The organism is Acinetobacter sp. DMC2 (assembly GCF_056314305.1).
The window spans coordinates 112666-125635 of the sequence record NZ_JBQUYP010000005.1 but is presented as its reverse complement, the minus strand read 5'-3'; the positions used below and the strand labels follow the sequence as shown (position 1 = coordinate 125635).

Annotated in this window: 14 protein-coding genes; 12 read left to right on the top strand and 2 right to left on the bottom strand. The window is 40.3% G+C overall.

Annotation, left to right across the window (positions count from 1 at the left end):
- Window positions 1-72 precede the first annotated feature (72 nt).
- Entirely contained in the window at window positions 73-702 is a 630-nt protein-coding gene (gene gmk, locus ACT53H_RS11930; protein ID WP_004789787.1) for a guanylate kinase, read from the bottom strand.
- A gap of 122 nt (window positions 703-824) precedes the next feature.
- Between gmk and ispH the strand changes: the two genes are divergently transcribed.
- The 12 genes from ispH (at window position 825) to rplS (ending at window position 11919) form a co-directional block, all read left to right on the top strand.
- On the top strand, window positions 825-1775 hold the full coding sequence (ispH, locus tag ACT53H_RS11925; RefSeq protein ID WP_003653781.1) for a 4-hydroxy-3-methylbut-2-enyl diphosphate reductase: 951 nt from the start codon (window positions 825-827) through the stop codon (window positions 1773-1775).
- Window positions 1776-1945: 170 nt separating this feature from the next.
- Complete coding sequence (locus ACT53H_RS11920; RefSeq protein ID WP_174729123.1) at window positions 1946-2419, top strand: pilus assembly FimT family protein; 474 nt, start codon at window positions 1946-1948, stop codon at window positions 2417-2419.
- On the top strand, window positions 2413-2973 hold the full coding sequence (pilV, locus tag ACT53H_RS11915) for a type IV pilus modification protein PilV (protein WP_081399447.1): 561 nt from the start codon (window positions 2413-2415) through the stop codon (window positions 2971-2973). The genes ACT53H_RS11920 and pilV overlap by 7 nt, the downstream gene beginning before the upstream one ends.
- Complete coding sequence (locus ACT53H_RS11910) at window positions 2973-3977, top strand: PilW family protein (protein WP_476009280.1); 1005 nt, start codon at window positions 2973-2975, stop codon at window positions 3975-3977. The genes pilV and ACT53H_RS11910 overlap by 1 nt, the downstream gene beginning before the upstream one ends.
- Window positions 3974-4783, top strand: coding sequence for a pilus assembly PilX family protein (locus ACT53H_RS11905; protein ID WP_476009279.1), 810 nt, complete (start codon window positions 3974-3976; stop codon window positions 4781-4783). Before ACT53H_RS11910 ends, ACT53H_RS11905 begins: the two co-directional genes overlap by 4 nt.
- Before the next feature lie 11 nt (window positions 4784-4794).
- Window positions 4795-8649 carry a PilC/PilY family type IV pilus protein gene (locus ACT53H_RS11900; RefSeq protein ID WP_476009278.1) on the top strand — a complete coding sequence of 1285 codons (3855 nt, stop codon included), beginning with the start codon at window positions 4795-4797 and terminating at the stop codon, window positions 8647-8649.
- 10 nt (window positions 8650-8659) lie between these two features.
- Window positions 8660-9142 carry a type IV pilin protein gene (locus ACT53H_RS11895; RefSeq protein WP_476009277.1) on the top strand — a complete coding sequence of 161 codons (483 nt, stop codon included), beginning with the start codon at window positions 8660-8662 and terminating at the stop codon, window positions 9140-9142.
- A complete protein-coding gene (locus ACT53H_RS11890; RefSeq protein ID WP_476009276.1) occupies window positions 9139-9564 on the top strand; it encodes a type IV pilin protein in 426 nt (141 codons plus the stop codon). Before ACT53H_RS11895 ends, ACT53H_RS11890 begins: the two co-directional genes overlap by 4 nt.
- 147 nt (window positions 9565-9711) lie before the next feature.
- Entirely contained in the window at window positions 9712-9963 is a 252-nt protein-coding gene (gene rpsP / locus ACT53H_RS11885) for a 30S ribosomal protein S16 (protein WP_000260334.1), read from the top strand.
- 21 nt (window positions 9964-9984) lie between these two features.
- Entirely contained in the window at window positions 9985-10533 is a 549-nt protein-coding gene (rimM, locus tag ACT53H_RS11880) for a ribosome maturation factor RimM (protein WP_004789777.1), read from the top strand.
- A 42-nt stretch (window positions 10534-10575) separates the two neighbouring features.
- Window positions 10576-11331, top strand: a complete 756-nt coding sequence (trmD, locus tag ACT53H_RS11875) for a tRNA (guanosine(37)-N1)-methyltransferase TrmD (protein ID WP_312823118.1) — start codon at window positions 10576-10578, stop codon at window positions 11329-11331.
- 219 nt (window positions 11332-11550) lie between these two features.
- On the top strand, window positions 11551-11919 hold the full coding sequence (gene rplS, locus ACT53H_RS11870; RefSeq protein WP_004789772.1) for a 50S ribosomal protein L19: 369 nt from the start codon (window positions 11551-11553) through the stop codon (window positions 11917-11919).
- 54 nt (window positions 11920-11973) lie between these two features.
- Here the strand turns inward: rplS and ACT53H_RS11865 are convergent, their stop codons facing one another.
- The gene (locus ACT53H_RS11865; protein ID WP_174729129.1) at window positions 11974-12915 is read right to left on the bottom strand and encodes a lipase family alpha/beta hydrolase; all 942 of its coding nucleotides are present in this window, start codon (window positions 12913-12915) and stop codon (window positions 11974-11976) included.
- Window positions 12916-12970 lie beyond the last annotated feature (55 nt).

Sequence of the window (12970 nt, the reverse complement as noted above, 5' to 3'; positions counted from 1 at the left end):
AAAAGTTCTCGTTTTGGAATGGTGAATTTGAACAGACTAAACAGTATAAAAGGCTTTCGATCTAGACTCAAGTTATTCCTGTTTTGGTTGAGGAGTAATCAAGTCTTGAATTAATGTTTGATAACGTTTCGCTTGCTGAGAGAGCACTAGACGGTTTGCTGTAATTACAGCTTCAATCTCATGTAAGGCTTTATTAAAGTCATCATTAATAATGATGTAATCAAAGTTCGTGTAATGCTGCATATCTTCAACTGCACAGCTTAAACGATGTTCAATGACTTCAACTGAGTCTGTGCCGCGGTTAGATAAACGCTGACGAAGGTCAAACTGTGTTGGCGGTAAAATAAATATTTGCTTGGATTCAGGAAAAAGTTTGCGTACTTGCTCTGCACCTTGCCAATCAATTTCAAGTAGAACATCGTGTCCTTGAGCTAACTGTTGTTTTACAGTTGCTTGAGAAGTGCCATAGTAATTACCAAATACTTCAGCGTATTCAATAAAACCGTCATGGTTGACTTGGTCTAGAAATTCATCTTTTGTAGTGAAGTGATAGTGAACACCATCTAATTCACCGGGACGTTGACCTCGGGTAGTATGTGAGACTGAAACATGTAAATTGCTCACACGGTCAAGCAGGGCTTTCACCAAAGATGTTTTGCCCGTTCCTGATGCAGCAGAAACGACAAACAATAGACCCGACATGATATTTTTCCTGATATGATAAAATATCTTCGCTATTGTAGTGTACCGTGCGTTTAAACTGAATAGTTTTAATTGCAAATATTCAAGAGAAATTCCCCTGTTTTATTAATTTTGAGGCTGTTATGGAAATTGTGTTAGCTAATCCGCGTGGTTTTTGTGCCGGTGTTGATCGAGCCATAGCAATCGTCAATCGGGCTTTAGAATGTTTTAACCCTCCTATTTATGTACGTCATGAAGTTGTACACAATAAATTTGTTGTTGATGACTTACGTCAAAGAGGGGCGGTTTTTGTTGATGAACTAGATCAGGTTCCGGATGACTCAATTGTAATTTTCAGTGCTCATGGTGTTTCAAAAGCTGTTCAGCAAGAAGCGGAGCGCCGAGGTTTAAAAGTATTTGATGCAACTTGTCCTTTAGTTACTAAAGTTCATATTGAAGTGACTAAATATGCACGAGAAGGTACTGAAGCCATTTTAATTGGTCATGAAGGGCACCCTGAAGTTGAAGGAACAATGGGGCAATATGACAAATTGAAAGGTGGTGACATTTATCTAGTTGAAGATGAAGCTGATGTTGCTGCGCTTGCAGTAAGACATCCTGAAAAACTTGCATTTGTAACTCAAACAACTTTATCTATTGATGATACTGCTAAAGTTATTGATGCTTTGCGTGCAAAATTTCCTCATATTCAAGGTCCGCGTAAAGATGATATTTGCTACGCCACTCAAAACAGACAAGATGCTGTACGTGACTTAGCAGAACAGTGTGATGTGGTATTGGTTGTAGGCTCACCTAACTCATCAAATTCAAATCGTTTACGCGAGCTTGCCGAGCGTATGGGCAAGGCAGCTTACCTTGTAGATAATGCTGATCAGTTAGAACAGTCATGGTTCAATGATACGTGCAAAATTGGTGTGACAGCGGGTGCTTCAGCACCAGAAATTCTAATTAAGCAAGTAATTCAACGTTTACAAGACTGGGGCGCGCAAGCACCTAAAGAATTAGATGGGCGTGAAGAGAATATAACTTTTAGTCTTCCTAAAGAATTACGTATTCATGTGACTCAAGCATAAAGTGTGACTTATTTAACATACTGATTTTAAAATAGTAAACAGATAATTGTTGATATGACAGTTATCTGTTTTTTTATACCCTTCATCTGCTTTGTATTTGTTTTGTAAATCTAAACCGTAAAATTTAAATAATAAATAAAAAATTCTTAAGTTTATTTGGGGTTCTGGGGATGAGGGGAATTATTCCGCAAGACGGGTTCACCTTGGTTGAGCTTATGGTGACGATTATAGTAATGGCCATCATCGCGATGATGGCTGCACCGTCTATGTCGAATTTATTAGAAAGTAAACGACTAGATGAAAATCAAAGAGACCTAATCAATACTTTGTCAGAATCAAAGAGCCAAGCAATACTTGGTCGACAAGATGTATCCATTAATCTGAATTCAACAGCCTCAAATACACCGACTTCTTTTAATTGGAAAGCTGCTTCCAATAGCACTCTTGAGCTTAAAAGTATCGCTGCTAATGGTACACAGAGCTCATCAACAGCGACGACTTTAACTTTTAATGCAAATGGAGTAGTAACTAATATTACTCAAGATGCGCTTTTATCTATTTGTAATTCAAAAATAAATAAAAAGAAAATTATTATTTTAACGAAGCTTGGCACATTAATTTTTAAAGCTGAGGAGACATGTTAATGCGGGGCTCTAAGCAAAAAACTCAAGCTGGGGTTGGTTTATTAGAAGTATTGGTCGCCTTAATTTTACTTGCGATAGGAATTTTAGGATATGTCGCTTTGCAAATTCGGGCTATGGATGCTTCTTCAGAAGCATTAAGTAAATCTCAAGCCATTATGATTATGAGAGGATTAGCAGAAAATATTCGCGTAAATAGTTCTCAAGCTAGTCAATATCCTGCATTTGTTCGTAGTTATAGCAATTATTCATCTACTACTGCAGCCCCTTCGTTGTGTTTCAATGCCGCTTGTACGCCTTCTCAACTTGCTCAATTTGATGCGTATCAAGCAGCGAGAAATGCTGATCAACTTGGCATGAAAATCACAATGACAAATTGCCCTGGGGTTACAAGCACAATGACCCAGCAGAGGCAATGTCTGTTCGTTTTTTGGGGAAAAACCTCTCCAGTAATTACAACAAATGGGGGAGTCACTACCGCGGATGTGTCGAGCTGTATGAGTACAGATGGTGTTTATGCCAATAATTCAAATTGTTTGATGATGGAGGCATATTAATGGCTCACTCATTTGTATCCTGGAAACAACGAGGCTTTACATTAATTGAGCTTATGGTTGCATTGGCTTTAGGCCTAATTTTAGTAGCTGCAGCAACTCAATTATTTATTGGTGGACTTTTATCAAGTCACCTACAAAAAGCAAATGCTGAAATACAAGATAGTGGTATTTTTGGTTTGGAATATATTGCCCGTGATATACGCCTTCTAAATTATGGAAATGTAACCAACCCAATATTAACCGATACGACGCCTTGGGGCGGGGTTGTGCTAACTGGCTCAACAGCAACTAATAATAACACTGTTAATTTTGTCCCTAATGTTGGAACAAATACTTATATTGCTGACACATTACTAAGTCGTGGTGCAAGCGATACGGTAAGTACTGTGAGTAATCACTGGAAAGGTCTTTCAAATATACAGAATAGTTCAAATGCTGCTGTGCAAAGTGATCAACTGACTATCCAATTTATTGCGCCTACGAATATGACTAATTGTGAAGGTGTGAATGTCCTTGCAGGAGATTTAATTGTAGAGCGTTATTTCTTACGTCTTGATAGTAATGGTACCTCCCAGCAAGATTATGCACTTGCATGTGATGCAAATACTCCCTCTGCTGTAGCCGCCGCAGCTCAACCTACCACTATTACTGGCTTGGGTGACGCCGGCCAAATCGTATTGCCGCGTATTGACCATTTTCATGTGTTATTCGGTGCAAAAAATGCGGCTGGCAATTTTGCTTACTATACGATTCCCCAGTATCGAGCTGCTGCACAGGCTGCCAGAGATGCCACACCATCTGTAATGGCACCGCGAATTCTTTCAATACAAATATCTGTACTAGCCCGTTCCACGAATAATGCCCAAAACAGAGCAATAGATCCTGCCCAGTCTTTTTTTATGTTAGATCAAACTGTACATGCTTCTGATAATACAACTCGATTCTTACGTCGCACTTATAACGTAACAATTGCTCTACGCAATGCGATGGGGGAAAGTCTATGACCCATTTAATTCAGAAAAGTAGATCTAAGGAAAAAGGGGCAACTCTTATTGTTGTACTTATTACTTTATTAGTTGTTATTTCTGTAGGTGTTTTAGCAATAAGAGTGGCTATTGTATCTTTAAAAGTTGCTACCAATAGCCAAGTTAGCCAATTAAATTTTCAGTCATCTGACACGCCTTTAGAGCTCATTGTACAGATGAATCCTACTACCCTAACTAATATTACTAATGTGATTGGGGCGGCGCTCAAAGAACACGAAAGTAACCCTGGTGCAGAATACAACTTTTGTTATAAGCCTGTTTCTACAGCAACAAATTTTGCTCAGACCAGAGGTGCAAGTTTACTTCGTGCAGGAAGTGCCAATAATGCGGTAGTCGAAGATGGCGGAGTCGCAGGTTTCTGTGATTTAACAAGTGACTATGGAAGTAATCGTCAAGCGGTCGTTACGCAAGTTGCTGTAAGTATTCCAACAGACGCTACAAACGATATTCCTGGTTCAAATTTACCTCGAGGAACAAATACTTCCGAAGGTACTCAACTACCTAAAAGTATGCTGTCTACTCAACGTATTCGAGTGATTACAACAGCTTTTTTGCCAGCATACACCTCTAGTTCTATTGAAACTTTACAAGCTGACTGCTTAAGCACGAGTTCGGCAAAAATTAGCGACAATTTTGATACCGCCTTAGCGACTAAACAAACATTGGCGGAATGTTTGGCAAATCATAACGTGCCTTTTAGCACCCAAGTTCAAGAATTTAACTATACCAATAAATTAACTCAAATTACGGCACCAGGTTCATAACGGGGAATATCGTGAAACTAAAATTGAAGAATTTTAAGCCAAATAATTTATGGTATGCCATCTGTTCAAGCTCGGTCACTTTTACATGGTTGGTGGCAAGCTCTGTCGTGCAGGCGAGTGATTTACAAATTTATGCTTCACCTACAGCGGGTAAAAAAACCATTGTGATGATGTTAGATACATCAGGAAGTATGACCAACAATAGTTATGGTGAAAACCGGTTGGCCATGCTTAAAAATGGTATGAATGCTTTTTTAGCCAGCAATAACCCTATTTTAAATGATACTCGTGTGGGCTTGGGAAATTTCTCTGCAAATGGTGATAGCCGAAGTGGGCAAGTTTTAGTGGCTGCTGCTCCTTTAGGAGATGCAAGTACTTTAAATACAGTGGGTTCTCAGCGTTATAAATTAAAACAGGCCGTTGCAAATTTAACTGCTGGCGGGTCAACACCTTCGGCACATGCTTATGCAGAAGCTGCTGCTTATTTGATGGGTACAACAACCTATTCAGAGGCGAATTATGCTATCCGAAAAGATAGTTATATAAAGCGTGTGCGAAAATCTGATAATAGAACGGAATACTCATATTGCACTAGTTATCGTGACTCACAAATTGATACAGCAAATCTATGGCAGCCTTGTCGCTCTACAAATTATTGGAGTAGTTGGTCAACCTCTAATCCAGGTGTAGATACAGCAACAGCCTATGATACTTCATCGGACTGGACCTATTCTTATACTTATTACTACACCACTTTTAATTATGCGATAGCAAATGCAGACAGCGGTATCCCAAAATCAAAATCAAACGATACAGCCAGCAATCCGAATATTGTTGTAGATAGAAATGCCTCTAACTTAAATGCTATTTACCAATCTCCTTTGCCTGCGGTGGCCAATCGCCAGAGTTGTGATGGGCAAGGTATTTACTTTTTATCAGATGGTGAGCCGAACAATACAACAAATACGCGTTCTGCAACTGTAATGTCGACGGCCTTAGGCAGTACTTTTGGAACTGATTTTAATTGTTCTGGAGGTTTATCTAACACGACAGCAGACTCTGGTTGGGCCTGTATGGGGGAGTTTGCAAAACGACTATTTGATAAAACAAAAAACCCAGCTGGAGTTTCTATTCAAACAGCATTTGTGGGTTTTGGTAGTGACTTTTCTAGTTTAAGTTCTTCTGATGTAAAAAATGCCTGTCGTTTGAGTTCGAGAACCCAATCTGACCGTAGAAGTGATGATAATTGTTCGCCGAATCAGACCACAAATGCGGTCACTGCACCTGGTTATGGAAATGGAGGTTTTTTCCCTACCCAAAGTGCGCAAGGTGTAACAGACAGCGTTATCGCATTTATTACTAACATCGGAAAAGTTCCTTTAGAACCCTTAACCACAGGAGCTATCTCTGTTCCTTATGATGCACTAAATCCTAAAAATTTACAGGAATATGGTTACTTACGTGCTTTTGAGCCAAATCCAGCAAATGCTTATTTAACTTGGCGAGGCAACCTAAAAAAATACCATGTTGTTTTATCGGGAACAAATGCGGGCGCTTTTGAAGCTAATGCTGGTGGGCTGGTTTACAACGCAAGTGGGGCTTTTAGAACTGGAACAAAAGATTATTGGAATAGCTCTACTTATAATGATGGAGGTAAAGTCTTTTTTGGCGGTTCATATGCAAAAGTTCCTTTACCAATTGCTGGACAAAATGAAACACGTGATGAAGAAGGAAATATCACAAAATATTATTACGCAGTACAAACTAAAATCCGCAATTTATTTACCGATGTTTCCGCCGTCGCATCGGATGGTAGCTTAACGAAAATATCGACTTCTGGAACTAATTTGCTAAAAATTCCAGCTGCTCCCCCAGAAGGAACTAATCCTTTTGATAGTGTGGCTAATACAGCAAGTTATGTTTTAGGAAAATTTAATGCATCAACTGGACAAGATATTTTAAAAGCTTTCCCGATTGGCTTGAAATTAAAAATATTAAATTATCTAGGTTACTCAACTGATATTAGCGCTACGACTTTACCTTCGTCATTAGTTACATCGAATGAACCCTATTTATCGATGGGCGGTAGTATTCATTCTTTACCGGTACAGCTTACCTATAATGGAACATTAGATGAAAATGGGAATTTAACATCTGCGCGTGAACAATCCATTCTCTATGGAACGATGGAAGGTGGTTTACATATTGTGGATGCCTCAACTGGTGTAGAACAAATGGCTTTCGTTCCGGCTGATATATTAAATGATCCAATTGCATCAAAAGCTTTAGTGGTTGGCCAAAGTGATGCCTCAGCTCCTGCTCACGGTATGGATGGGGCTTGGGTATCTGACCCTGCATATAGTATTACTACAACGGGAAGCGGTAGCTCAGCAGTATCAAAAGTAACTGCAAAGCAAATGAATATTTATGGTGGCATGCGAATGGGGGGCAGCAGCTATTATGGCTTAAATGTCTTAAATCCTGTCTCACCTCAGCTCCTGTTTAGAGTAGGAGCAGATCAAACTGATTATAGTCGCATGGGGCAGAGTTGGTCTAAACCTGTACTTGCAAATATACGTTATAACGGAGTTATTAAACGCGTTATGATTGTTGGTGGTGGCTACGACCAATGTTATGAAAACCCGAATATTACCTTGAGCAATTCTTGCTTTACGAATGGAAAAGCAAAAGGGAATGCTGTTTATATTATTGATGCTAAAACTGGGGAGCGCTTATGGTGGACGAGTGACACAGGCTCTAATATAGATAACTCTAATATGAAGCACAGTATTGTTAGTCGCATTAGTACCTTAGATCGAGATGCTGATGGTTTAGTCGACCATTTATATTTTGGTGATTTAGGCGGGCAAATTTTCCGTATCGATCTTAATAATAACCAGACAAAAACAAATTCAACTTATAGCAGTTTCGGTATTCGAGTTGTTCGATTAGCCAATTTGGCAACAAATGACTCAACTTATGATGCTTCGAATGATTATACCGCTGGGAATGCGCCGCGTTTTTATGAACCGCCAACAGTGACAATTCACGATTATGGTATCCACACTTTTATTACTGTAGGCATTGCTTCAGGGGACCGCAGTACACCGTTAGATGTTTACCCCCTTACAGGCCGTGAGGGAATGTCACCGAGCACCGCATTAAGCGGAAGACCTGTAAACAATGTCTATGGGATTATCGATAAAGACTTTATCAAAAAGAATCTGATGTCTTTAACTGATAACCAACTTGAAACAAAAGATATTACTCGATCGACGCTTCGAAAAAATCCACAAATTTTACGGTCTGGGGAAACACGAGTAGCACAGATTTTCTTTCCAAACACTGGGGTGGGGCAAAGTGGTTGGTATCGCTCACTTTCTAGTATGAGCGATGGCACAGAGAAAGCTAATAATAGTTTCCGTATTAAAGGAGGGCTAAAAGCTTTTGAAGAACCTATGGCCGTTACGGGGACTTTAATTGTGCCTGTTTATGACCCGCAGGGAACAGGCATTGTAGCGGCAGACCCATGTTTACCACGTGTAGTAGGTGAAACTGACCAGCAGACGTTCTGTTTACCATTTGGCGCCTGCCTTAATTCTGATGGGTCAATCGATCAAAATAAAGAGAATCACAGTGGGTTTGAAACACAAACGGGGAATACCTGTCCAGTAGGAGTTTCTGAATGTAATGAAAATGTTATTGGCTCCGGTATTCGTGGCGTAACATTTGTGCCAACGGAGGATAACCCACCTGCGACTAATAGTTGTGGGAAATTAAAGCTGTCTGGTAATGAGCAAGGGACTGGACAGTGGCAATGTACGAGTCATTTAGTTCCTACGCGTTGGTATGAGCGTTATCGTTAAGGGATGACTGATGAATAAATATTATATTCTGCGGTTTAATCAGGGTGTTACCTTGATTGAGCTCATGGTTGTCATCGTGATTGTCGCTATTTTTGCTTCGATTGCTATCCCTTCATATCAAAGTTATAGCCGTAGAGCGACGGCTTCTGCTGCTAAAGGTGAAATTCTAAAATTGGCAGAACAATTGGAACGGCATAAATCCAAGAACTTTACCTATAGAGGATTTACCACCACATCTGTAACGTTGCCACGGGGCGGTTATACGATTGAAATTAGTGATGATACGACGACAGGAAATTTATTGACGAATGGTGCGGCGAATGGGCAAACATGGGTCATTAAAGCGACAACTACAGATCCAAGAAATATTAACTTTATTGCTAAGAATTCAGGTTTGCGTTGCCAAAGTTTAACAGCTGCGGCTGTTGATAATGACTGTGGTGGGACAGTCACTTGCAATGTATGTGAAACAAATAGTGAGAATTGGCAATGAAGAATGGTTTTACTTTAATAGAAATCATGATTGTGGTAGCGATAATTGCAATTTTAGCAGCTATAGCGACACCTCCATATTTGCAATATTTACGTAAAGGGCATCGTACAGCTGTTCAATCTGAAATGATGAATATTGCCCAAAAATTAGAATCAGAAAAAATGGTTCACAATCGTTACCCATCAAATGCGACTATTAATTCGATTTATGGCTCTAATGTAAGTCCTCAACAAGGCCAAGCCTTATATAACTTAGCTTTTGTCAGCATAACTGATTCAAGCTGGGTGTTAACTGCTACCCCTATTGCCACTACTTCTCAAGCTGATGATGGGATCATTTGTCTTAATGATCAAGGACAAAAATTTTGGGCAAAAGGTGCAACTGATTGTTCATTATCTGCCGCATCAAATTGGCTACAGTAATTTTAAATTCAAAACTGCGGATAACTCAAAAAATAATCTTTCTTTCAGGGCGAAAATCACGTAGAATGTCGCCCTCTATGAAAGGGGTTTGAAGTGTTGCCGATGGTCGGCGCAGGGATAATCCGTAAGAATTATAAGGCTTTTATCATGGTTGTTATTCGTTTAGCACGTGGCGGCGCAAAAAAACGTCCATTCTATCAAATCGTTGTGACTGACAGCCGCAATGCACGTGATGGTCGTTTCATCGAGCGTATCGGTTTCTTTAACCCGACTGCACAAGGTCAAGCAGAAAAACTTCGTTTAGACGCAGACCGTTTTGCTCACTGGGTTTCTCAAGGTGCTCAACCTTCTGAACGTGTTGCTTCTTTAGCTGCTCAAGCTAAAAAAGCTACTGCATAATTTTTTTGTAGTAGGTAGCCCATGACATCAACACAGAATGTTCCCGAAGATCGTATTCAGATTGGACAGTTACGTTCAGCTTATGGATTGAATGGGTGGCTCTGGGTGTATTCAAATACAGAACCTATGAGCAACATGTTTGACTACCTGCCTTGGTACATTGAGACCAAGGCAGGTTGGCAAACAATAGATGTAAAACGTTGGAAACCACATGGCAAAGGTCTAGTTGTTGCTTTGAAAGGTGTGAGTGATCGCACTGGAGCAGAAAACTTGGTTGGCGCTAATATCTGGATTGCTAAGTCTCAACTGCCAAAAGCAGATGTAGATGAGTACTACTGGTCAGATTTAAAAGGCTTAACAGTGTTTGGCCTTGATGATGAAGAGCAGGAAGTAAACTTAGGTAAAATTCATGAATTGTTTGAAACTGGAGCCAATGATGTGATGGTGGTACATGCTACCCCAGACAGCGTTGATTCAGAAGAACGCATGATTCCTTGGCATAAAGATGTAGTACAACGTGTTGATCTTGAAGCTGGTCGTATTTACGTCAATTGGGGCGTAGATTATTAATCCTTTTAGGATTAATACAGCAGGAAAATAGAGGAGTCTGTGATGTTTTTTGCAGTCATTACGCTTTTTCCTGAAATGTTTGAAGCGATTACAGCCTACGGCATCAGCGGACGTGCGGCAAAACGAGATATCGTACAAGTTACTTGTATTAACCCTCGTGATTTTGCTGAGGGAAACTACAGAAGAGTGGATGAACGTCCATTTGGTGGTGGCCCTGGGATGGTAATGATGGCTGAGCCTTTGGCGAAAGCAATTGCGCATGCCAAACAGCTTGCCTCACAAGCAGGACATGTTCATGTTCCTGTGGTGTACATGTCTCCACAAGGCAAAACTTTAAATGAACAAGCAGTACAGCAGTTTGTTGATTACGACGGCTTAATTGTACTGTGTGGACGTTATGAGGGAGTGGATGAGCGTTTGATCCAGCATTATGTTGATCAGGAATGGTCAATTGGTGATTACGTTTTATCAGGTGGTGAACTGCCCGCTATGGTGTTACTTGACAGTATTATTCGCCGTTTGCCGAATGTAATGTCAGATGAACAGTCAGCAGTACAAGATTCTTTTGTTGATGGTCTTTTAGATTGTCCACAATATACAAAGCCAGACCATTTTGAAGGGTTGGATGTACCAGAAGTTTTAAAATCTGGACATCACGGCAATATCGAAAAATGGCGCTTTTTGCAGCGTTATCAACGAACTTTAGAACGTCGACCAGAGTTGACCGAGAAAGTAGAGTTGAATAAGCAGCAGAAAAAATGGCTAAAAGATGCGCAAGAGAGCAATGGTAATTTTTAACCACTATTCTCAGGAACGGAAGTTCTGCAAAAATACGAGAAGCAATGCTTCGAGTTAAAGCATGATTCTATTTAATGAATAGTTTTGTGTATATTCTAAGGCTCTTTATAGACATTTTGTCGTAAAGGGAAAGATAAACGGGTTGATATGCGCTTTAGCCTCTATCCCCAGCGGAATTTCAGACCTCTTCTGACTCCGCACATATTGGAGATTCCCACAATGAGTGGTAAACATCCTTTAGTTCAAGCTGTTGAAAATGCACAGTTAAAATCTGATATCCCTGCTTTTGCTCCTGGTGACACTGTTATTGTCCAAGTTAAAGTAAAAGAAGGTGAGCGTGAACGTCTTCAGGCATTTGAAGGTGTTGTAATTGCTAAGAAAAACCGTGGTTTGAACTCTGCGTTCACAGTACGTAAAATTTCTAGCGGTGTTGGTGTTGAGCGTGTATTCCAAACTCACTCACCAGTTGTTGCTAAAATCGAAGTGAAACGTCGTGGTGACGTTCGTCGTGCTAAACTTTACTACCTCCGTGACTTGTCTGGTAAAGCTGCACGTATTCGTGAAAAATTACCAGCTCGTAAAGCGTAAGCTTATAGCGAGTAAAAAAAATGCGCCTTTTGGCGCATTTTTTGTTTTAAAAAATTACAGTCCTTGAAGTTTCAAACGGTTTGCATGTTGACGGTAAACCGAGACCGGATCTGAAGCAAAAATAGAACGTATCCCCAGCACTTGATTCACTTCATCTAAATGATTCCAGTTGTAATCATCACGAATTGTTTTACCAAATTTGGCACTGCATCGGGAAACTAGTCCATCATTATCACCAAATGGATCGACCACTAAGCTACTGCCTGTAAGTGCAATATCAAATGGATCTAATGGATTGGTTAAGGCTTTATTTCCAGAGAAAGAATACATATAAATGCCTTTCTCTTGATATGCTCCCTCACCACAAGAAGTGATTGGTACACCCATAGGGAATTGAGCATTAAACTGAGCTGAACCTTGAGTTGATAAACTATGCGCACCTGCTAAAGAGTCATGCGGATAGCTAGTCGGATCTAGACCTCCTGCCCAAGTAATTGCTGCTGAAAACCAGTTTACTAACGTTGCCAGTCCAGAAAGAGGAGTACCCTCAACGTTCAGGATGACATCTGCCATTGGTGATCCCTTATGAGGCGCACCAATCGTGGTAAGTGAGGCAACTTTTTCTGGCATGATACCGGCCACATAGCGAATTGTTGGACCCCCATGGCTATGACCGATTAAGTTGACTTTAGGCTTGCCGGTAATAGCAATAATCTCTTCTACTTGCTGGGCAAGTTGTTCTCCACGCACTTCTGTTGAGTTAAATGGCGAGACCCTTGTAGCCCAGACATTTCCTCCATTGCGGGCAAGATCAGGCAGAATTTGGTACCAGTAATCGAGACCAAGCGTATCTGTTCCGATTCTATTAAAACCCGCCATACCATGATTAAAAACCATTGGATATTTTGTTTGTGCGTAAGATGAATAAACGAACGAGCTTTTAACTTGTTCAGCATTTGTTGCATGGGCCGCCGAAATACTCAGTCCTGAGAGCATTGCAGCGCAGAAAAACATTAACTTCCTTTTCATTTTTTACTCACTATTTTTATTT